The following is a 22,439-nucleotide window of genomic DNA, read 5'->3' as shown; positions in this document are numbered from 1 at the left end:
GGGTTGGGGGCAAGTTGTTGATATGTGTTTGTGTTGGCGGGGGGGCTGGGATAGGGGGGCGCGGCTTTACCGGCTACTCGGGGGGGTTGCCGGCGCATGTGGGGGCGCGGGCGTCGCAATGCTTGCACTGCGGCCCTGGATTTAATCACCGCCCTTTTTTCGCACGCCTTCGTGCGGCTGATTGGCGAGCCAGTTCATTTTGGCGTTCGCGCTCTTGGAGAATCGGCAGGATTTCTTCGAGTGTGGCGCCGCCGACCGCCACTTGGCTGACCAATGCGAATAGGTATTTGCTAGGGCGATACCCTGTGTGCAGATACATCAGCAGCACAGCGATGATCGTCACGTACAGGTGAGCCAAGACGCCTTCGCGCTGGTGGCTGATCAAGTGGCCGAAGTTGCCGAACGATTTGAACCAGCGGAAAAATAATTCCACTTGCCAGCGATGCCGGTAGAGAAGTCCAATGGTCTTTGCAGAAACGTCGTGCAAATTGGTGATCAAACGCAGTGTTTTTGGCTGTCCTTGTTCTTCATAGGTAACGATCACTTCGCGCAGCCTGAGTCGCGAGATACCGGTGCGACGCGCAGTGGCCGAGATGAAATTGCCGACACGATCGCTGACGACTCCCGCAGCACGGTCGGCATCGCTGAGCGGACAATCGGTCGCGTCTTTCAAGTCCGGAGAATTACCTGCCGCTGGTTTGAAACGCACAACGAACGAGGATTTCACTACGGCCTTTTCGGTATGCGGCTTGTGATAATGCGCCGCAAGCAACGCAAAACTCATGTAGCCGCGATCGTAGAGATAAATGCAACCTTCCTGTAAATGCTCAATCGCCGAGTCCGATTCACTTTGGCCCACAGCGGGAACCACAAGTGCTTCGGGAAGCCAGGTTGCTACGTTCAAACGAGCATCCAACCGCGCTCGATGACGTGTTGTTCCATGATTGTTCGAGTTGGCAATCGCCCAGGCGACCTCAGCGACTGCGGGAATAAATGTTCCGTCAACCGCGACCGTCCGCTCAAGCATCTCGGAAAGACCGTCCGCGGAATTCGAGCGACTGTGGTGCTTGCGAGTCAGCTGACAACGCAGTGCTTGTAAAATTGGCTCCAGCCGCTGCGGGTCAGCGATTTTGTTGAAATCGGATAGAGTGCTTTTGCAGATTTTCCGGACCGACAAGTGCTGTTGGGCTTGCCGCGTCTGACTAAAATCTTCCACGGTTCGAAGCGAACGGATAGACGGATTGAAAAAGGCCAACAGGTAGGCGACAAACACATCGTCCAGATACAATCGTCGATTCCCGTGTGCGTCTTCATCTCGCAATTTTTGCAGGTACCGAGCGAGCAATCGGACGTACTTTCCACCAATCACCTGCACCGGCCATTCCCGGTCCACCGCCGATTGATGATTGCTTCGCTCGTTTGCCATACGAAAACAAATAACAAATCATCACACTTGGCGCAAGTTAAGATCTCGTTAATAATTTCCCGGACAGTATTGGCCGAAGCCAGTGGCACCCGCGCGCTACACCACCGTCAGCCTGATTCGTCTGCTTGTTTAGCAGGAAGGATACGTAATGAACTCTTCCAAAACGTCACGATCCGGTGGATTTGCTTGGAATATTCTGATCACAATGTTGTTGGTCCTAGCCGTCTCCAGCTTTGTATTTGACAAGACAATGGAATTCAGGGCAGCCTGCTTGTTTGAAGTTACCATTGTCTTGACGTTGCTTTTCTATTCAGCCTCTTTAAAGGTTTACAATTACCGTTTTGTTCTCCAGGCATGCGCCTCTCTTGCAGTTGTTGCGAAAATACTCGCCAACTTAATTTCCAGCCCCATCGGTGAAAACACCTCGTTGAATCCGACTATATTCGCCGTTATCTTGTACTGTCTGTCGATTTACCACGTGAACAATTCTTCTCGAAAACAGCCAACAGCCGATAGCCGACAGGAAACCGGCACCGGGCAGCTTCCAGCGGTAAGCTAGAGCGTATTTTCAAATTCACACGTCCGCCTGAAGCGAGTTGGTACCTCCGCGCTAGGCGCTGCTGGATGTGCCGACGACAAAGTCTAGTTCTGTGCTTGCATTGGCCGCTTGTTGCCGGGGATAGAATCTTGAGATCACCGCGATCACGATAATCGCCGGTCCCAGCCAACTGGGGTTCATGAACTGCCACCAGAAAAGGCCGACTGCGGTCCAGGCGATGCGGGGATGGTCGATCAGCCATGCGATGGTATCGAGTTCGATATGTCGCCGCAAAATGTAACGAACCATGGCGACCAAAAGAATTCCCAAAACGGTCGCGATGGCAGGAGCGAGCCGTTCGTCAAATACCGATGTTGAGAAATTTGTCGCCTGCTGAGTTTTCAGTGCATCGAAATCATGCAGACTGCCGTTGGGGGATACGATGTCCGATAGCGTAGGTTCGCTAATCGGCGTGTCGTCCATGGCGAGAACGGGGATCTCCAATGAGGGCAATTGTCTCAATTGGTTAGTGATCCGCTGTTGGAGTTTAGCGAATTCTGTTCGTAGTTGTGCCGCATCGTTGCCGGATAATTCACCGGCGTCTTGGTCAAAGAGTTGTGCGACTTGTTCGTAGTGTGCTTCCAGCCGGTTCCACAAGAATTTCAGACGCGGGTGGCCGGCGTTGGTTTGTGCACGGCACAACGTGAATTCCGCATCCAGTCGCAACAGTGCATATTTCAATGGCGCGAGATTATTCCCGGCGCCTTCTAGGCCAGTATGAGCTGCGGGAATCAGGGTCATCGCGTTTTGTTTGACGACGAACTGTTGTGGTTGTGGAGTGGGGACATCCATGCGGCGATAGAAATCGGTGAACAGGTTGTGGCCGGCGGCGGGTCGCGTCCAATAGAGCATGATCTCTTGACCGACCTGCGCGGAATCCAACGTCATCGTGATGTTCTGGCCGCTGACTTGCGACACGGTGGCCAACCCGTGATCGGTGAGCACAGCCCGCAATTCCGCGCCGGCGGGTAACGTCACGTCCAACTGCTCTTTGTTGCCGGGTAAAATCAGATAACTGGTGTGGCCGACGAGTCCCCGCGCGTGGTCAAGCCACAGTCGCGTGTCGGCCAATTCGATTGTCAGCGCGTCCTGTGAGGGATTGTTGCGGTTACGAAATCGCCATGGCCCGGCGCCGCCGCGGTAAGATTTGGTATAAGCTGCGGGGGTCTCGACAGGAATCCAATCAGCGAATTGCGCCGGTAATTCCTCTTCGGTCAAGCCCGAGTATTCCGCCGCCGGTCCAAACGATTCTTCGTCAGTGAGAGTTTGTACAAAAACCTCTCCCACGGTGGCGTTGATAGGAAAAATTTCATCAATCACCAGTTCCCCGCTTTCATCGAGTTCGATAGGAAAGCTGAGGCGCGCAACCATCTCCTGTTGGCGTGGGTCGTCGGGGAGAAAGGTCAATTCTAATCCGTCGTCACGAAGTTCCTTACGAGTGGACGCCGGCGAAATGACTTCGCAGGTATCAGCGAATTGCTTGGGCAGTCTGACAGAGAATTCCGAAGCGTGGCCCGAGGCGACTTTGAACCGCAAAACGGTCGTCATTTTTTGGACGCCGACCACCCGCATATCGAGAAGATTGACCGCATCCATCACGATGTCGGGGGAGTTCTTGTCGATCTTGACCACAACTTGTTCCATGTCGGTACCGACAGGGATTTGATATCGACCGACCAACAGGTCGCTATCGTTCACCTGTTCCCAGGCAGCGCGGTCGGGGACGGGAAGATTGGCATCGATTCCGGTCAATTGGACCGCCAAATCATTTTCTTGCCACAGGACAACTTCGGCATCCGTCAGATTGGCGTCAAAAAACCCAATCGCGGGGAGCGTGAATTCGCCGGGAAATTTTAGCGACATGGCTCCTTTGATACGGATGGTTTGATTACCCGTGGCACCGGTTTTTAAAAACAACACGAGTTGATCGCGGGTGCGAGTCGCGCGGCGTAGACGTTCGGCATCGGCTTGTTGTATCGAGATCGATTCGATGCGAAGTCGCGGGTCAATTTGCATACGGTGCTGAAATGCCAGTGCGGTGCGCACGTCCATTTCGGCGATGAGTTCCCAATCGAGATGATGCCGCGAAATCCGTCCGTGAAAAACAGTCTTCACGGTGCGTTTGGGGGCCAGGGTTTGGAGGTGCGTCTCGAAATCAACCGGGCCTTCGATGGCGTAGACAGCACGTGGTTGCGCGGCGCTGCCTTTCCAACGCCGCAAAAACTCCATTTTCTCAAGCGGCATGACCTTGTTGGGGGCAGCCGGTTTGATTTCCAGTTCGAATTCCGACGGCGCTGTTACGGCAAATATTTGATTGGGGGACATGGAGTCCTCGACCAAATAGCCTTGCGGTGCGAAATCCAAGACAGGCACAATCGGATCGTGCGATTCTTCCGCAACCGGCAGCACGAAATCGGCTAGAATTTCAATTTGATCGGAGTTTAGTGAATCCAACTCGACGACGAAGGTCTGTTCTCCCTGTTGCCTGGGCAACACGTGAAACCCGGCCACATTTTTGCCGTGGATCGAACGGACAGCGATATCGGAAGGCAGCTTCCATAGGAGATGATTGACGAATCCCTGCCGCACACGGTAGGAGATTTGCGCTTGATATTGAATCAGTGATGGGGTCACATCAGCAAGGCAGACAGCGGCCACGGTGATGCGATCTGTGTTGGGGACCACCGTAGCGGACGAAATGACGTCCACATGTTCGGTGTTGCCCACCGAGATGACTTCCGGCTTTGTTTTGTCTTTCAGCTGGAGCAGGAACGGCGGTCGCTGATCCAACTCGATGCGTGCAAACTCTTGGCCTGTGGGGAGCTGGACCGACAAGACGCTATTGGCGACGCGCGGAATGTTCCAATTCAGGTTGATGTGTTTCTCTACCGGAGCGTTGGCAATTGTGGTCGACAAGTCGATCCGGTATCGCACATGTTGCGGGGAGGAGGGCGCGGATTCACCGTCTGGATTGGCAGCATCGTTTGGAGGCGTTTTTTCCGCCAACGGCTTGAGGCCGCTGAGTTGTAGATTCAAATTTCCGGTCACGGCGTCCCGCCAAATCGGGTGCGGTTTGCCGTTCACGCGGCAGGGGTCATCAGCCAGGAGATTCACATTTTCCAACGGCAGTTGGATTGTCACATCGTCGGAAGTCGCTAGGACATCGACCTCGAAACGCATGTCGCACTGGCTTCCCCCCTGTTGAGTGACGGCCAGCTCGTAGCGCGCCGAGCGGAACAAATAGGGAGGAACGGCAGGCTCGTCCGACTGACCGCCGGTTAATGCGGCGAGCGTATGCGGCTCGACATAGACCCATTTGGCATTGCGACCCAACGGGTCTCCGGCTTCATAGGGAATGAGCACACGGTGCTGTGCTGGTTGAGTGCCGCGGCCTGTCGTCGTCGTTTCCTGTGCCATCGCCCGGGTGAGGCAGAGCGCCGCCATGAGGATTGCCGTCGCGACTGGAATGTATTTACGCGTACTGCCTATCGAGACCGGCTCTTCCGTCCGTGGAGAATCGCGGACGATGATTTTTTCTACCAGCGGAATCAGGCAGGCGAGAAATGAGCCGATGACAATTCCACCGGCGATTTCTGCATAGGCGGTCGGTACCCAGGTGGCGATGACCACACAGAGTACAAGCCAGACAATCACAAAACGGTGGCTGAAATTCAGACCGCAGGCTCGGATGCCGGCGGCGATGACCAAGCAGCTCATGAGGAAGGCTACTGAAATGAATCGGTTGCGATCGACATCCCACATGGCTGCTGAGATGGCGACGGGAGACATTGCGAATTCAAACGTTTGCGACTGCCAACCGGGGGGAGCGTCTGGAATCGCCGCTCCCGTTCCCGTGTTCCCTTCATCGAGGGGATTGTTGAGCGGCAGTTTTTCTTCTGCGGTTTGGCTGGGCGACGATGCCGGTTTCTGGGCCAGCGGTCCTAAATAACGTCGGCTCCACGAATCGCCGACGGCGGCTCCGTAGGGGCGGGCGTTCAAGTTGAGTATCTGGATTTGCGTTCGGGGCGGACGAACAACGGTCCAGGAAAACCGTAGGACAGGGACGTTAAATTTTGGCACGGGAGTCTGAACGACCCCAGGACCGAACTGCGGAACCGAAGGTGTCCGGTAGTGGATGACAGCCATGGCGGTCTGATCGCGTGAGCCCCGCTGTAAACGAAACGATTCTCCCACGCGGAACGGCTCGACGGTTTGATCTCCCAACTGGACCGAGCCTGGTAATGCGGACTCGGGGAGGGTCCATTCGAGTTCAGCGGTCTCGGAAAGTGCGGTCAGGTCGACCACCGCCCAGTGACGATTTTCACCCTCGGCAGTGGATGAGAGGTGCGAATGAATGTCGACGGAGGAAATGGCGGCTGCCGGCGATCCACTGGAGCGAACTTGTGTTTCAATGCGCAATCCGGCATCCACCGCACGATAGCTCCAGCGGTGCAATTTCGCAGCGGTTGGATTGTTGCTGGGTGATGCGTCGACCTCTTGCAGTTCAATCATGTCCTGCGGGACGAACCGTGGTTGAATTTCCGGCGGGGACTGGACTTCGACTGTTCCTTGAAAACTTTTTGCGCGCGGTACAAAAACCAATGGTGCCTGTCCCGAGGCGGAGAAAGTCCGTGTTCGGTTGCCGACCAGCGTAAATGTCGTCGCCGGGGGAGTGAATTCAATTTCCCACAACTCGCCGAAACGGGGCAGGCCTAGGGCAAGCTGCCGCGAAGTGGTGAGTCTGCGGGAGGTGACTTTTGTGTCTTTGTCTTCGAGTAACTCCCAGGAGATTTTAGGTCCCGGCTCGTTGACGAAAACGAGAACTTGTGAGACTGCGGGCCCGGTGGCGCGGCCGAAGATTTTCAGATCTTCTTTGACACGGTCGTCGAACAATTCCATTTGCACATTGGCAGTGATATTCAGTGGAGTTTGGTCCGACTGAAATAGGAATTGTCCCTGGGGACGTACGGCGGTTGAGAGGAAGACTTGTGAGGACCGATCGGTCTGCTTGGCTGTCTCCCAAAGAGAAAACTGTTGCCAGTCTGGGGAAACGCGGGACTGCGACATTGGTGAAAACGTCGTACCGAGTTGGAGCGTAGGCTGCGCATTGGAAGTTTCGGCAATCGAAACCAACGTTTCCACATCTTCGGTATTCAACGGTACAGGGGCCGGAATTGCCAAGGGTTCATGATGCGCGGTCATTGGCCGCGTTGCGATGAATTCCATGGTCACCGGGTTGGTGGCCGATAGGGATTCGCTCAATTTGACGACCAAAGTCCGCGTATCACGCGCGCCCGGTACGATGGTCCAATCTTCGGCCGTAGCGAATCTTCCCGAACTGTTTCGCAGTGAGACAACCGTGATGTCCCATTCCGAAGGAAACTCACATTTCAAAGTAAACCGCTGTCCCGACTGGCATTGCCACTGCATTTGCGTTTGCGCTTCCCATTGGTCACGCGTAGATCGCAGGTGGCTGAAGATGCGGCAGCTGACTTCTGCACGGGGCCAACCGAAGACCGCAGTGACATTGCCCGCAGCTCCATAGTAATGAAAGGCGACTGCATTTCCGCCGCTTGAAGCGTCTTCTTGTCGATACCCTGGGGGTGTGGTGATTTTTTGAAGCTCAAACGGAGCGGGGACGATGACGTCGATCCGCCCCCCGCCGGTAACGGCACCGGGAACCAAAATGCGCGGCAATTGAATTTGGCGTTCCATGGTCAGCGGAGCCGTTGCCTGCAATTGCAGCACGTGCCCCGGACCGGAGATCGGAGGGTCGAAATGCACACGCACGGTCCGATGGCCCTCGGTGGTTTTTTGCTCCATCGGCAACGCGGCAGCGCCAGCGAGGACGGCGTGAATTTGCACATCGGAATCGGTGACAAACTCCAAATCGGACACCGGAGCTTTTAAGATGTCGAGCTGCATCCGATTTTGGATTCGAAATTGTTCGGGGGCCGACGTGTATTTAATGCGGTTATCGCTCAGCACAATCAGCGGCAGAGGAGTTTCATCCGGCGCGGTTTCATACAGCACCACACGGCAGCGTGTCTGGCGACCGAGTTCTATTTTCCAGTTTCGCCAGCCGGGCACATCGGCTGCGACCGGTGCATCGACGACGGCGGTTTCACACTGCACGTCGTAGGTTTCTGGCAATGTCAACATAAGCTGCGATGCGGCTGCCTTCGCAACGTGCACGTCGAATAGCAAGCCCCCGGGTCGTTTTTCTCCGCGGAGTTTCCAACGTCCGGTTAACGTTTTCTGATCGGGACGGGACTTCACGACAAGTTGCCCCTGCGGCGTTGAACCCCAGACTGCTTCTCTGTCGGGCCAAGATAATTTATGCACCGGCAGCGTAAGCGGATCCAAGGGGATCATTGCCGGGCCATCTTGCGGTTGATCGACCGTCAAGACGAGTCCGCCATCCAGGGCGTTGTCTGAGGTGAGCTTGGCGGAATAAACCGCGTGGCGAATGGGGAATTCGCGCGGCATTTGAGCAACTGGATTGCCGTCCTTGGTTTGTTGTTTTTCGAGACGATCCCGCCGAATGGGTTGCCAATCGCCCGGCGGCCAGACGCTGCGTTTGTTCAGCGGAACTAAATTCCATTGAATATTGGGAACCGCCACTTCGCCCTCTTGGCCGAATAGGCGTGAGCTATTTTCCCAACGACCGGCGAGCAACAGCATTCCCAGGCCGAGCAAGCTGCAGACAACGCCAGAATATCGCGGCGTTGTCATTCGGAGGCTCCTGAAATGGTCGAGGAGGGAATCGATTGGCCGGGAGAACTACCCGATGCCGAGGGGGGGCGAATCAGCGTTTGGGATCCGGAAGTACCAATCACATCCTGCTCGAATGAGGATCCCGTAATCGATCCGATACCGCTTCCCGAGGACATCGTAACCACTGTTGAGCGGCGGCGACGGATGGAGGCTTGGATCATAGCGCTGACGAATGCCAAGACCATTCCCAAGACCGAAGCCTGCAATAACAGAATCACGGGCGTCATATACCAGATTCCCACGACTGCTAAAGCACAGCCAATAACGAGTAAGGCCAATACGTTTCTAGAGGCGGGGACGTATTGAAACATCAAACCCAGGATCAACGAAAGGCCGGACCCGATGCCGATCAGCATGGGCCAACTGATGGTCTGCACACTCAACTGCCGTAGCGGCGCCAACCGCGCGAACTGATAACGGTGTCCTCCGCCCGAAGGGGACGGGGCATCGGATGGTTCGCTAAAGTTGAGCCACTGCCGCAATTCCGCCGGTGTCTGTTGCGGCGTCCGCTGCCAGAGCAGTCCTCCTAGCGCACTGCGGGTCCACTGGTTTTGTGATGTGAAACCGACGGGATCAATAAACAGGATCTGCTCGCGTGGCAATTGGACATCCCAAACCGATTGCCCTGCCCACACCTCGCCGGTGATGCGGGGAATCGATAGCCGGTACGATCCAGTGAATGCCAACGGTTGGCTGGTCAAAGCCCGATAGCGAATCAACAGCCGTCGTTCATCGCGGTCAGTGGTCGGTTGGATTTTGTATCCATAACGATCCAGTGCTTCAGAATTTGAATCCACCGACTCACGTTGTAGCTTTTGACCGTTCCAGAGGACTTCGACGAGTGTTTGCCCAGTCGGCAATGTGATTTCAATTCGGTCGGGTGTCTGTTGTAGCTCATAGACCAGTTGCGTCTCAGCGGTGCCAGTGGCATCGATCTCAGTGCGGGCTAATGCTTTTGTGATCACGACCCCTGGTTGATCCAGCGGCCCACCAATGCGGCGCGTTGAGACCGGAATCGATATGACGTCGCGGTTGGTCCTCCAGGTAGATTTCCCGGCTGCGTCGGTTTGCAGTCGCCAGCCTTCCTGCTCAAATTGCACTTGGACGTTGGGCGATTGTTCGGTCTCGAATGTCGTTTCGGCAAAAGCGCCGTCGAGCGATTTAATAAACGGCAGCATGACTGTCGCTTGGTCGCTTGGCTTTGCGACCGCAACGTCGTCGATATTATATTCAGCGATCACATGAAATCGCCGCGTGCCGGGCGCTTTGAGCGGAAGATTGATTTGGTGATAATCGGATTTCGACGGGGCCTGTGACGGAGTGGGCAGTAATTCGTCATCGGTATCTGAAGTAAACCGCACGCGGCCTTTGAGGGAATTGGGAACCAGCAACGATACCGTGGCTTGTCGGCCCCAGGCGACCGTGTAGGAGATGGTCTGCCGCACGGTCATTTGTGGTGCTGTGGGAATCAACTTAACAATCGTGCTGGTCTGCACAATTTTCTTGTGTGTCGATAACCGTCCAGTAAATCGTCGCGAGATCGATTCCACTTCGTAAATAATATGCCGTCGATCACGCACCGTTTCAGGAAGCCGTAAGGCAACGGGCAGCGGTTCTAAAAGCAGACGCGCGACAGTTTCTCCTCCCTCGGGTTCAAACTGCATTTGCACATTGTCGTTCATAGCAACAATCACAACAGCTGTCTGGTGCCTTGAGGCCTCGGCCGCAGGCAAATCAAAATCAAGCGGTTCCTTCTCATCGGGAATCGCCCGCTGGGCTTTGAGTTGGACCGTGAACGCCGTACCGGTCCGCTTTTTCAATCGAAACGTGATCCGATTTCCTTCTTCGGACCGCTCCGCGACTTGCCCCTGAGGTTCAAAGGGTTGTAGCGTCCACCCATTCCGTTGCCAGTCGGGCCAGTTGATATCCACCGTTTCAATTTCGCCGCCGGTGACTCGAAACTGAAAAGTGCCCTCCAGGTCAATCGAACTACCCGAGCAAGAAAGCAAGATCTGCGGTGTGACCGTCAATTGCGGTTCCACCTTGCGGATCTTTGTGTCCAATCGAAACGGCTGTTTGCTAAAACGAAACGCCGAATCGGGAGCTGCTTCGAAGTCGAAGTAATTCTTGACAGTGGCGACATCAATTCGTCTGACGAATTTAGAGGCATCGGCGTCGATATCCAGGCGATGATCGGCGTCGCTGCGCATTCCGATCAGCCCGCTTTGACGGACCGCTTCGTGCACGTTGAAGCCTTCCACCAACAGCGATGACGTACTTTGCGGATGGTCGAGTTCCACAAGCCAATTCAATTTCACTGGGCCGAGTGTCGGTTTGGCCAGTTGAATGATGATGGTTTGTGGTGCAGCGGGATCGGCAGCGTGTCCGACCACATTCGGACCATGCAAACTTTGCAGTTTGGCATTTGCTGGCAAATCGACTCGCACGACATCAAACGTGGCTGTGCCGACGATGGCTTTCAGGTCTTGTTGCGCTTTGACAAAAACCGCCTCGTTGTCGACATCGACGGATATCGTGTTATCAACTTCAAGCACAGAATTGCCCGGCTCGGCAGCGCTGGTGGGTTGCCAGGTCAATTCAAATGCTGTTCCCAATCCGAGAACAACAATTTGCGATCCGTCGATCTCCGAAATCACCGGCTGCGAACGGGAATCTTTGTTTTGAGCCGTCGCCGAGACCTGCGGCTGTGGGACTTGCAAACTGAACTTGCTGACCGCTGTCGGTGGCAGCGTGAGTTTGAGCCGCAACTTCGGAGAGCGAGCTTCAACAGGCAAGCTCAGATCGAGCGTCAGCTGATGTTCGCCTTTCCCGCGGAGCCACCACGTGTATCCGTCATTGCCATTCAAGCCACCGGGGATTGACTCGCCGGGGCCTGTATGTTTTGCGTCGCCGGTGATCGTTGCTTCGGGGATTCGTAGTGGGATCGGCACGAACGCATCCTCAGCCAGGACCTGTACCGTGTATTCGGCAGTCAATGCGGCGCGTTCGCCGATGACTTTTCCGGAAAGATCAATGCGAGTAATCGTCGCTGTTTGCGGCGCTGGAGGTTTCGTTGCGGTTTCGTCTGTCTTTAATCGGTCGAGCGCCTGCTCTAAAGTCTCACCCGGTTCGGCCCGCAGTACGGGGATTCGTTTTCCCGTTTCGTCGATCCAATAAATGACCCTGCGAGACGATTCGTTGGGGGCCGTCGAGGTGGAGCGTGATTGGGGCTGCGTGGCTGTGGAGGGCGTCTTGTTTCCATCAGTCGGTGGCTGTGCGCTGACAGATTGCGACGTGAAACCCCAGAAGATTGCCAAACCAAGCGCGCAAAGTATCCGCATTCGAAGGAAACGAATCGGTCCAATTCTCCAGCGACGATGCGCGGTAGCGTTGACCACGAGACTTTTCTTATTGAAAGCGAATTCGGACGGGGACCCAGAATAGAAATGCTATCGAAAATGCGGCGGAAATTGACTTTCAGCCGTTCGTTGAGAAAACTCCGTTTTTTCAACGAAACTTGTGCCTGCCGGAGAAAATTGTCCTTCCGACAGCGCGTTCTTGGCGGTGATCGACACTGACGAGAGTTGACCCAGACTGCACTCTTGCGTCAAAAATGCCGGAAAACCGGTAAGACCTATAGAATTAGACCCAAAATGCACCTAGACGCACCTGCGCTACGTGCACGATCAATATCTTTTCCCTCATTCTACCCCTCAAATTGGGGTGGGGAAAGCACCAAATTGATAACACGACCGAATTCCGCATCACGTTAGCAATTCAATCAATTCCGCATGAATTGCCGTGCCATTCGTTACCAGCAGGTCAGCATCTTCTAACACCCAAGGTTGACCGTTGCAGGCGGTCACTTGTCCCCCTGCTTCTCGGACAATCAGTACACCAGCTGCCATGTCCCACGGCTTCAAACTGGTTGACCAATATCCCTCCATCCGCCCAGCGGCGATGTACGCCAAATTGAGAGCCGCTGAACCGGTGCGATGGATGGTTTGCGCCTGCGGTAAAACGTTCAAAAACCGAGCGATCTCTGGTCCGTCTCGCTGCACACCGGGGGGAAAACTCGCCACCAACATCGATTTTGACAGTTGATCGGTGTCGCTAACTTGCAGCGGCTTGCCGTTTAGGGCTGCCCCCTGCCCTTTCGCGGCGGTGAACATTTCGTCCTGATTCGGATCAAAAATGACACCGGCGATCAGTTCGTCTTGGTGTTCTAAGCCGATGGAAACCGCATAGGCGGGATAACCGTGTACGTAGTTGGAGGTGCCATCCAGTGGATCGATGACCCAGCGATAGGCTGAGGCCCCTCCGTCGTGTTGCAAACCTTCTTCGCCCAGAAAGCCATGATCGGCGAATTGACCGTGCAGCGCGTCGTAAATCACGTTTTGCGCAGCCAAATCGGCTTCCGTCACCAAGTCGGCGGCGTGGGATTTGTGCTTGACCGTGAATTTGTCAGCCCACTCCTGCAAGACAGCCCCGGCCAATCGCGCAGCCCGGACGGCGGCATCAACAAATTGTGTCTCACTCACTGGTCGGGCCTTTCAGTCCGTGGCGTTTCCGTGTGGGGTGGCATTCCGTTGGCTTGAGTGTATCGGGTCCGGGGCGAGGGTCAAGTTGGGGTTAGTCAACTTCAGCTGGGGGTGATTTTAATTATGCCGTCATTTCATTAGTATTGAGGAAGACAATCAACATTGAATGACCACAACTAAGAAACGGTAAACCATGCCTTACGCCTACAATTTCGGCGCCGCTGCTGACGGAGTGACCGACGATACTGATGCCCTCAAGCATGCCATCGAAGAAGGAAGTGGCGTGCTCAAGCTGAGCAAGGGAACGTATCGCATTACAAAACCGTTAGTGTTTGACCTCACGAAACAAGGGTACGCCGCCATTCTCGGCGATGGCGGAACAGCGCGGATCGTCATGGCGGGACCGGGACCGGCGATTCAAGTCTTGGGGGATCATCGCGGCACCGCTCTGCCGGATACGGTTCAACAGCACACTTGGGAAAACGAGCGGTTTCCGATTGTGAGCGGAATCGAAATTCTCGGCGAACATCCCGAGGCGATCGGTATTCAGTTGCGCAAAACGATGCAAATGACCGTTTCGAAAGTGCTCGTGCGGAATTGCAAATACGGGGTGCATTTGGTCGAACGCAACCGCAACTTTTTGCTGTGCGATTCCCATATTTATGACAATGCCGAATACGGGCTGTTTCTCGATCGTTGTAATCTGCATCAGATCAACGTTACGGGAAATCACATCAGCTACAACAAGCGTGCCGGGATCAAGTCGCTCGATGGCGACGTACACAATCTGCAAATCACCGGCAATGACATCGAGTACAACAATCATCCCGGCGTCGACAAATCACCGAACGGTGAACCGACCGGTGCGGAGATTTGGTTCGAAGCGCCCGATGGCGTGATCAGCGAGGTCACGATTGCCAGCAACACGATTCAAGCGACCGTGCAACCGGGTGGCGCGAATATTCGCATTCATGGTTCCGGACAGCAAGCTCCGTATGGTGCGCGGCTGTTGGCGATCACCGGCAATATCCTGGGCAGCCAGACGCGCGGGATTGAACTGTTCTCAGCGCAACGCGTCACCATTGCGGGTAACACGATTTATGGGGCTCCCGATTTGTCGTTGTTTGCGAAACATTGTTCGGGGCTGTCGATGTCAGGCAATACGGTTGCTTGGCAAGGTTTGCCCAAAGACCCGCCCCGCGATGGCATTCGTATCGAAGAGTGCGACAACGGTGTGCTGTCCGGGTTGGTGACGCACGGTTTGAGCAGTGGATCGCCGGAAGCAGACGCCGCTGTGACGCTTGTCGATTGCAGCGACTTTGCCGTGAGCGATTGCAACATCGTCGATCCGCGGCATCGCGGAATCGAGTTGGAGAATTGCACACGCTGCCGCGTGACGGGCAATCACATCATCGATCGCCGTGAAGAACCGAGCATGCAACAAGCGATTCGCATTCGCGGTGGCAAAAACAATCTCGTGCGGAACAATACCGTCGGCGGCGCGGTGGGCGACAATATATCGGCCCCACCGGAAAGTGCCGTGTCGGACGGCAACCTGGACTGGGACTGACCGCTACTGACGGCGACTCTGGTCCGTGACAGCGCTGGGTGGCTGGGGACGAGTGCTAACTCGCCCCCAGGTCGTTTGACAAACTTGCGCCCAACTCACTGGGGGCGGACTTCGTCCGTCCCCGGCCAACCGTGGTCTGACAGTTATCGTTAGAACGACCGCTACGAATGCGTTACCGAGACAGGTCCGTGGCAAACGTTGTGTTGTTGGCGACGGGAAGTCGCGGGGCGAAGCGGCGGTTGCGGGCGCCGTGTGATCCGCCGGGATAGAAGGCGATTCCCAAAAACGCGTCGACGGTTCCCGAATCAGCCGGTGTGATGAAGTTCGCTTGTCCGAACAGTGCCAAGTAGGGGCTGAGCGGGACGAATACGTCCGCTCCGAACACCAACCGTTCCTTCGTCGGACGCAGGTCGCCCAACGCAAGATTGACTTCGCCATGGCCCTCGGCGATGCCCAACCAAAAGGTGGTCTGCGCGTCATTTTCCCAAGTGCGTCGCCAATAGAGGTTGCCTTGGGTGATCGGATCTAGCGTTAACGGGATCGTGAGGTAGTGACCGCTGTCTTTTTGGTTGGAAATGGTGAACCAGGTGCCGAATTCATTCTCATCGTCCCAGGTGTAGCCGACGTCGCCGCGCCATTGGCCCAGATTGAAGTCGTCGTAGTAATCCTGGTATAGAAAGTCATACCCGATGGCCCACATAAATCCCGACTCGGTCCGTTGAAATAATCCAACCGTCGTATAGTTTTGAAATCGATCTTTGGTACCGTCGACGCGTTCAAAGACTTGCACGGCGTTGTCCGTGTAGTTCAATGCCGTTCCGATTTGCACGCCGAGTCCTTGTTCTTCCCACAGTGGAAGTCCCAAGTTGATGTGGAAGCGGCCGCCGAATTGGGCGTTCACGCCGAAATCTTGTGGCTGTTTGGAGCCATCCAACCCGCCGAATATCGAGAGGTTGTCATACCACGCGGAGTCGCATTCGCACGGTTGGCCGGAATCGCAGGTGTCGCAACTTACCTCGTGCGAGACGGTTTGTATGGAATTCGCCTTGTCCTGGGTGCGATAGTATTCAGCACTTGTGGTCGAAGATTCATTGGTTTTCGCCTGGGTCTCGTCTGTCGTTCCGTATGAGTGAACTCCAAACGTCAGCGCCGGTGAGGGATTTCCGTAATCCGCGTCCCCGGCAATCGCTGCCCGACCGCATAGGATAACGGCCGCAACCATGGCAATGCTGCTGATGCACGCCGAATTGTGCGTGTGAGGAACAGCTAATTTCATCTTCGCGCCCCATGCCAGGCTGAGCAGATAGAATCTCTGCTGTGGATGTGAGATATGTTTACCGACTTACCAAGTATCGGCTGTGTTGGTTGGGTGGCTTGGGTTGTTTTTGTCGACTTTGCGGATTTTGCGGAATGTGCAGGGCAATTACCTAGGCGTATTCGGGGAGGAGGACCGTGCACGCGAAATCAGGATTTGAGATGACGGTCAGTCCAAGCGAATCCTACGGCAGCGGTGCCCTTGAGCGGTGGGCAATGGCAGATCAAGGATTTCACTCACAAGGTGAGATTGCTCCATCAAAGCAGCTGCTAGCGGGTCAGCGGCGATGGTTTCGGTGAGCAACACTTCACCCGGCTGTGCCTGTCGAGCCAGTGCTTCGCTGATGCGAGTGGTCGCTCCGAAATATCCCAAGCGTCCTGACTCTGACGTTGCCAACACCGTTCCCCGGTGAATCCCAGCTTGCAGTTGCAGGTCACGGTTGGTCGGTCGATGGAGGTCTTTGTCGAGACTCAACACGGCAGAAATCGCATCTTGCGGCGCGTCGAATGCGCACAATGCTCCGGTGCCGAGTGAATGTACGAGAGCGCCAGAGTGTAAACGGACGTTGTGATCGACCAGTTGTTGAAACCGCTCGACCCGCGTATAAACTTCCGCATCACCCAGTTCGTCGAACAAGCGGTCCACCTCGGCCAAGTCGACAGCTAACAGTGTCACCGTTGCGACGTTCAACAACCGGCCCGATTGGAATGATTCTTCTGGGAACAGATCGCGGAACGCAGGGAGCGCGGCTGCCTGAGCGGCGGTGAAAACGTCCATCAGGGGGATGCGGCGTTCTAAGCGGACAACGATCTCGTGGTCATAGTCGTTGGTGATTGCCAACACGATGCGCCCCGCACGGAGGTGGTGCGCGGAGGGGCCGATCACTTCAGGAGACAAGCCAATTTCTCCATGGGTGGGGCCTTTCAGCGGAAGGACGCGCAAGCGATGTACTGAGTCGAGTTGCGCGCTGCGCAGGACATACTCTCCTTCGGATAAAACCGGCGACAGTTCCGATCGTTCGCCCGCCGCCAAACGGATTTGTACGACGACGTGTGGTGAATGTTCCGGGCCGCCGATGCAATACGTCCCCACGTCGGCCGCACGAATTTCCGGGTGCGCGCGGAAGATCAACTCCAATGAGTTCGCCATGTCGACTTCAAAATCGAGATCACATACCTCGCAACGCTCGTGCTGCTGGATCTCTTTCAGCGTGTCGGTGACGCGTGCGGAGATCCGGCAAGTAGGACAAAGGATGTCCCAACCGATATTCAACAAGCCTTCCCGTGCGGCATACAGGCAACTGACAACGAATTGCTGGCCATCCAATCCGTAGTTGCGGGCCACGGCAAGCGGTCGAATCCTACCGAGTTCCTGGGCGGGGGCGTCGCGGAGGAACTCCGTGAAGTGCTCGATCGTTACCGGATCGATGCCATGTTTTGCCAGGGCATCCAGGCGGGTCTCCAGACGTTGTCGGCCTGACTTGCTGAGTCGCTGGGGTTCGATGAATGGATCTGTGGTGGGCGCGTTGCTCAATTGGCCAGTGACGGATTGATCGATGCGACCGTAGACACGATCTAAAGCTCGCTTACCTTTGACGGTCACCTCCATGGTGGCCACGAGTCGACCCACCAAGCCTCGTGGATTGATCCGCACCGTGTGCCGCAGTTTTGTGCCGCCCGAGGCCAGTGGAACCAGTTCCACGATGCTCAAAAACCACTCGAAAGGACCTTTGCTGAATTCGCGGAGAATGCCCAGCCGTTGCCCCTCGACCCATTCAAATGGATGTTCCTCCCAACCGATCTGTAGACCGGCCATGCGAAATTCGCCGTACTTGCGGAGTCGTCCTCGCTCGTCCCGGCCGGTTTGATAAACGACCGATGGCACGCCGACAGCACAGTTGATACGGTCGGTATTGGAGACGTACGGCCACAGATCCTCCGCGGAGCCTTTCAGGTCCCATTCGAAGACTTCTTCGAAGATTTTTTTCGGGTCGTGCGGCGGAAGGTGCGGATGGACTTCGATGGCAGTCGCGTCACCCCGCAGGAGGCGGTCGACCTCGTGCAGAAACTGCGCGGCATCGGCATAACGGTCTTGCGGTTTCTTGGCCAACGCGCGATTGATGATCGCGCAGGTGGCTTCGCTGGCATCGGGGTTGAATCGTTGCAGTGGCGGAGCGGGTTCGTTGCAGTGCATGTTCATCAAACTGGCGGCATCCCCCGCTTCGAAAGGGGGTTTGCCGGCCAGCATTTCAAACAGCGTGATGCCCAGCGCATAGATATCGGTCGCCTGCCCCACATCGCCGAGATTGGCGAATTGTTCGGGCGACATATAAGACGGCGTGCCCAGCAGCGCGCCGGTGTGCGTCATCCGCATCGATTCGCTTTGGTCGATCTGCCGCGCCAAACCGAAGTCGGAGAGTTTGACGCGTAGTTGCTTGACCGTCTGCGGAGTTGGATTTAACAAACTGGCATCGAAATGTTCATTGCCGCCCTCGAAAGCCAATAAGATGTTGGCTGGTTTGATGTCGCGATGGATCATGCCCAGTTCGTGGGCGCCGACCAGTCCGCGTGCGGCATCGGCGATCAGCGAGAGCGCAACGCGTTCTTCCAGCGGAGCACGATAGCGAATCAGTTGCCGCAGGTCTGTGCCAGCCACGTATTCCATGGCGATGTAATGATGCCCGACGTCTTCGTTCACTTCGACGAGGTTCGTCACGTAGGGACTGTTAATTTCGCCGAGCAATCGTCCTTCTTTATAGAATCGGCGAATGGCATCTGGATGATCGAGAATACGTTGGCTGAGGAGTTTGATCGCCACACGCGTTCCATCGGACGAATCCTCGGCTTCAAACACATCGCCCATACCGCCGGCGCCAATTTTTCGCACAATGCGAAACCGGCCAATTTGCTCAGGATGTTTTTCAGCACGACCTCTTGAGGATCGATTGTCGTCCAGCGTTTCTTCTGCCTGCTGTTGGGGAGACAATCCAGCGGAACCATCAAGGAACGTTGGCTTCTCGCCTACTTCCACCGGCCACGCTATGCCGGCTGCGCGAGCCACCAGTTCCAGTTGTTGGCAGATGTCCAACGCGGTCCCGCGCTCACTGCGATCAGAATTCAACGCGTGTTCGACCGCTTCGCACAGCCCGTCGATCAACGTTTCGGACTGCGCGGACTGGGGAATCCATTGTTGTAATTTGGCGCGGAATTGGTCCACACGCTCGATGGGTTGATCTTGCTCGCCAGTGAATAGCCAGACCAACATGGCGGAAAGACTGTAAACATCGTCAGCGATGTCCGCTTCAGCAGGAGGGCTGACCTCCTTGGTGAGTGCTTGTGTATCCACGGTCTCGTCGTTGGCCCGATCCGCTAATGACGAGGGACGGACAAAATCGATTTGCAGATTGCCGTCGGAGCGAACGCGAATCGACGCAGGCGTCAAATTGCCGTGTGCCAAACCCAGGCGATGTGCGGCCGAAATGGCTAAAACGATTTGACAGCTATAGTCAATCAATTGGTGCGAATCGCCATTGGTCGAGGGCAAGTCCACGTCGGAGAGGCGCTCTTGAGCTGCTGGTTCGAGAACCACGGAGAACTCGTCGCCATCCAAGTTCAATTCGAGTACGCGTGCTACCGAGGGATGCGTCAATTGCCGCGCCAGCCGCACACGTTTTTTAACGCGGTCCGCTTCAGTCGGTTCGAGTTGATTGAGGACGACAATGTCGACCTCGCTGCCGTCGCCGGAACGAATCGCGCGATAACTCAAGCCCTCGCGGCTGGTACCGAGCTGGGAAATGATTTGGTATTCGGTGGGAGTGGCGCTCTCGCCCGGTGGGTTGTCCGTCGCCGAGGCTTCTTGGAAAGCGGCATCGACAATTCCGGCCCACTGTGGGAAACGTCGATGGTAATCTCCCGGATCAGTGGCGATGCCTTTTTGCCGCAGTCGATCCAGTTCGATCAACAACAGTTCCTTGAGCAATGCGGGACGGAGGACCGTGTCGGACTGTTCCAAATACTCCTCGATCGCCGTGGTGTGGCCGTGTCGCCAAGCGTTCTCGAATTGAACGCACAGCGTATCGAGTTGCAACTCGTGTTCGAGGCTGAGTTCGTTTTGCGGCAGAGGTTCGGTCATTCGGCCGGCATTTCACTTTCGAATTCGCTGTTCCACAGTTTGCGGATCAAACTCATCCGCCGGACAACCGTTCGTAGGCTTTGCCCGCTGAGTTGCGCAATTTCTTCGTTGGAATAGCCTTCGAATTTCAGCCGCGCGACTTCGCGAAACGAATCATCGGGCAGCATTCCCATCAATCGCTCGGACTCCTCGGAGACCTGTAAGGCGAAGTCCGGCGTGGGGGTGTTGCCAATCACGCGATCGATTCCCGCCATCATTGCATTGACGTCGACCTCGAAGATCGATTCGCCGCGGGTCGCGCCTTCGCCCCGTTTTTTCGCCGACCGTTCACGCAATTGATGGGACACTTTGCGGGCGGTGATCACGACCAGCAGGGACCAGAGGTTGTCGCGGTCCTTGAGGTCGGGAAACCGATCCTGTCGCACTCCGCGGCACATGCTGTGAAACGCACTGAGCGCCACGTCTTCCTCATCGAAGTCACGGCGAATATGCCCGGGAAGTTTGCTACCGGCTAAGGCGGTCAAGCGCGAGAAGTACCGCTCCCAAAGTTGTTGTGCGGAATGTTCGTCTTTTTGCTTCAGCCCCTCGATCCATCCTACGACGGAATCATCGGCCGAGAAATTGTTGCTCATGGACCTATTTCCTTTGGCAGAAAATTGCCCTTAACACACTATCCGGAAACAACTTGCGACGCAAACCTATTTCTGGGTTTGCCGGAATTCGGTTTGGAAATCGCGTTTTTTCAGAAATTCGAACTTATTTGTGGCCTTTTGATTCAGCCGTTGGGCATTTCCTAATAGAGCCTTGTTTGTTCATGACTTTCAAATATCGAATACGAAATTGTTCCTCATTCCAAAGGATAGCAAAATGTTGACATCCACCATGGACCAAAAGATCCGATTTGATTGCCTGGACGACCCGCGCTTAATGGCCGCCGAAGTGGAACTCATCGACGGCGTCTTGGAAATCACCTGCACGAATCCATTTGATACGATTGATTTGACGTACCTGTACGAAGATGGCCTGATCGACAAGATCCTGGTGTCGGTCTGCGATGCCGATGGCGACGTGATCAAAGAACGGGAATTCTACATCGACGATATCGATTGGATCGTAATCGACGTTCCTGAAGGGGACGAACCGGTCCTCAATCTACCGGCGATTCCGATCAAGTCCTACAGCGGAGCTGGTAACGATTCACCCGCTGGTGAGTTGGAATACGGCGTGACGGTACGTCGCCGGATTTCGCTGAAGTAGGGTTTGGCAGTTGGGCTGGTCTGATGATTCTGCTTGCATTGCCGGTCTTTGAGATGGACAATCGACGGTAGGTCATGCTGTGCATGACGCGGCTAGAGAGGTACCCATTCCTGCAAACGTCGCCAACCTACTTTTTGTCTTTTGATAGCGTGATATGGACTCGCAAACGTTCTTAGCAGAAGCTGCCAGTTTGTCACGTTCCTGTACTGTCTATAAGCAAGACGGAATGGGAACACCTTCAGCTTTCTGGCATGGTGTCGAGCCGGGCTTGTGTCTTTCCATTTTGCATGACAAGCAATGGCTCAACGTCGTCTTGGGTGACGACTCGTCTGGCGGCACGGTTGAAACTGGTTCGCAAGCGAGTGAATCTGATATTCGGTTGTACGCCCAACCCGAAACATCGCTTCCTCCGGTAGACGCCATCTTTTTTCGCGGAACAGACGCAGTCGACGACTATCTCAGGCACTACGAATGGCCACGGGATGAGCCGTTCAATGACAATTTCCCTGATTCAATCCCCGTCGAATACGATCGCTATTGGCGAACCAAATGCCCATTGTATCGACCGGGTATCTCGTTAGTTTCAGGTGGTTGGCACATTCCATGGCCTGATGGAGATTGGTATGAATTCGCCGACGCTGAATTGATCGCATGCACGTTTCTCGACTCAGAACCTTGGGTCGAGATCTTCAAAGCGAATGGCCGATACGTCGTCAAACAGCGAGTTACGTGAACACTCGTTTTAACTCGTTCCCAAGCTCCGTTTCGCTGGTTGAAATGACAGTACGGTTGCCATTGCCCTGATCACTCGAAGCAGAGCTTCG

Annotated in this window: 11 protein-coding genes; 4 read left to right on the top strand and 7 right to left on the bottom strand. The window is 55.4% G+C overall.

The features are described from left to right. Positions 1 to 145: 145 nt before the first annotated feature. On the bottom strand, positions 146 to 1,426 hold the full coding sequence (locus Mal52_RS25305) for an IS4 family transposase (RefSeq protein ID WP_145377761.1): 1,281 nt from the start codon (positions 1,424 to 1,426) through the stop codon (positions 146 to 148). Between the two features lie 148 nt (positions 1,427 to 1,574). Here Mal52_RS25305 and Mal52_RS25300 point away from each other — a divergent pair, with 148 nt between their 5' ends. Continuing rightward, positions 1,575 to 1,985, top strand: coding sequence for a hypothetical protein (locus Mal52_RS25300; RefSeq protein ID WP_145379348.1), 411 nt, complete (start codon positions 1,575 to 1,577; stop codon positions 1,983 to 1,985). 51 nt (positions 1,986 to 2,036) lie between these two features. On the opposite strand, the gene Mal52_RS25295 is transcribed toward Mal52_RS25300, so the two are convergent. From Mal52_RS25295 to Mal52_RS25285, 3 genes are all read right to left on the bottom strand, one after another. Continuing rightward, a complete protein-coding gene (locus Mal52_RS25295; RefSeq protein ID WP_145379346.1) occupies positions 2,037 to 8,759 on the bottom strand; it encodes a hypothetical protein in 6,723 nt (2,240 codons plus the stop codon). Continuing rightward, positions 8,756 to 12,199, bottom strand: coding sequence for a hypothetical protein (locus tag Mal52_RS25290; protein WP_231962441.1), 3,444 nt, complete (start codon positions 12,197 to 12,199; stop codon positions 8,756 to 8,758). Before Mal52_RS25290 ends, Mal52_RS25295 begins: the two co-directional genes overlap by 4 nt. A gap of 366 nt (positions 12,200 to 12,565) precedes the next feature. Next, complete coding sequence (locus tag Mal52_RS25285; RefSeq protein ID WP_145379342.1) at positions 12,566 to 13,342, bottom strand: inositol monophosphatase family protein; 777 nt, start codon at positions 13,340 to 13,342, stop codon at positions 12,566 to 12,568. 193 nt (positions 13,343 to 13,535) lie between these two features. Between Mal52_RS25285 and Mal52_RS25280 the strand changes: the two genes are divergently transcribed. Continuing rightward, on the top strand, positions 13,536 to 14,912 hold the full coding sequence (locus Mal52_RS25280; RefSeq protein WP_145379340.1) for a right-handed parallel beta-helix repeat-containing protein: 1,377 nt from the start codon (positions 13,536 to 13,538) through the stop codon (positions 14,910 to 14,912). A 172-nt stretch (positions 14,913 to 15,084) separates the two neighbouring features. Here the strand turns inward: Mal52_RS25280 and Mal52_RS25275 are convergent, their stop codons facing one another. From Mal52_RS25275 to Mal52_RS25265, 3 genes are all read right to left on the bottom strand, one after another. Then, positions 15,085 to 16,188: a DUF6666 family protein gene (locus Mal52_RS25275; RefSeq protein ID WP_145379338.1), complete on the bottom strand. Its 1,104-nt coding sequence runs from the start codon at positions 16,186 to 16,188 to the stop codon at positions 15,085 to 15,087. Between the two features lie 207 nt (positions 16,189 to 16,395). Then, positions 16,396 to 20,358: a protein kinase domain-containing protein gene (locus tag Mal52_RS25270; protein ID WP_145379336.1), complete on the bottom strand. Its 3,963-nt coding sequence runs from the start codon at positions 20,356 to 20,358 to the stop codon at positions 16,396 to 16,398. Beyond that, positions 20,355 to 20,990 carry an ECF-type sigma factor gene (locus Mal52_RS25265; protein WP_145379335.1) on the bottom strand — a complete coding sequence of 212 codons (636 nt, stop codon included), beginning with the start codon at positions 20,988 to 20,990 and terminating at the stop codon, positions 20,355 to 20,357. The genes Mal52_RS25270 and Mal52_RS25265 overlap by 4 nt, the downstream gene beginning before the upstream one ends. A gap of 235 nt (positions 20,991 to 21,225) precedes the next feature. Here Mal52_RS25265 and Mal52_RS25260 point away from each other — a divergent pair, with 235 nt between their 5' ends. Together Mal52_RS25260 and Mal52_RS25255 are read left to right on the top strand one after the other, a co-directional pair. Next, positions 21,226 to 21,615 carry a hypothetical protein gene (locus Mal52_RS25260; RefSeq protein ID WP_145379333.1) on the top strand — a complete coding sequence of 130 codons (390 nt, stop codon included), beginning with the start codon at positions 21,226 to 21,228 and terminating at the stop codon, positions 21,613 to 21,615. A 226-nt stretch (positions 21,616 to 21,841) separates the two neighbouring features. Continuing rightward, positions 21,842 to 22,348 carry a hypothetical protein gene (locus tag Mal52_RS25255; RefSeq protein ID WP_145379331.1) on the top strand — a complete coding sequence of 169 codons (507 nt, stop codon included), beginning with the start codon at positions 21,842 to 21,844 and terminating at the stop codon, positions 22,346 to 22,348. Positions 22,349 to 22,439: the final 91 nt, after the last annotated feature.

The sequence above is a fragment of the Symmachiella dynata genome, assembly GCF_007747995.1.
Taxonomy (GTDB): domain Bacteria; phylum Planctomycetota; class Planctomycetia; order Planctomycetales; family Planctomycetaceae; genus Symmachiella; species Symmachiella dynata.
The sequence above is the reverse complement of the archived record's forward strand: the minus strand, read 5'-3'. Positions and strand labels throughout refer to the sequence as shown.

What these genes read in the sequence shown, in the direction of transcription:
- Mal52_RS25305 (WP_145377761.1), bottom strand. Translation starts at nt 1,426, where the DNA reads ATGGCAAACGAGCGAAGCAATCATCAATCGGCGGTGGACCGGGAATGG.
- Mal52_RS25300 (WP_145379348.1), top strand. Translation starts at nt 1,575, where the DNA reads ATGAACTCTTCCAAAACGTCACGATCCGGTGGATTTGCTTGGAATATT.
- Mal52_RS25295 (WP_145379346.1), bottom strand. Translation starts at nt 8,759, where the DNA reads ATGACAACGCCGCGATATTCTGGCGTTGTCTGCAGCTTGCTCGGCCTG.
- Mal52_RS25280 (WP_145379340.1), top strand. Translation starts at nt 13,536, where the DNA reads ATGCCTTACGCCTACAATTTCGGCGCCGCTGCTGACGGAGTGACCGAC.
- Mal52_RS25275 (WP_145379338.1), bottom strand. Translation starts at nt 16,188, where the DNA reads ATGAAATTAGCTGTTCCTCACACGCACAATTCGGCGTGCATCAGCAGC.
- Mal52_RS25270 (WP_145379336.1), bottom strand. Translation starts at nt 20,358, where the DNA reads ATGACCGAACCTCTGCCGCAAAACGAACTCAGCCTCGAACACGAGTTG.
- Mal52_RS25265 (WP_145379335.1), bottom strand. Translation starts at nt 20,990, where the DNA reads ATGAGCAACAATTTCTCGGCCGATGATTCCGTCGTAGGATGGATCGAG.
- Mal52_RS25260 (WP_145379333.1), top strand. Translation starts at nt 21,226, where the DNA reads ATGTTGACATCCACCATGGACCAAAAGATCCGATTTGATTGCCTGGAC.
- Mal52_RS25255 (WP_145379331.1), top strand. Translation starts at nt 21,842, where the DNA reads ATGGGAACACCTTCAGCTTTCTGGCATGGTGTCGAGCCGGGCTTGTGT.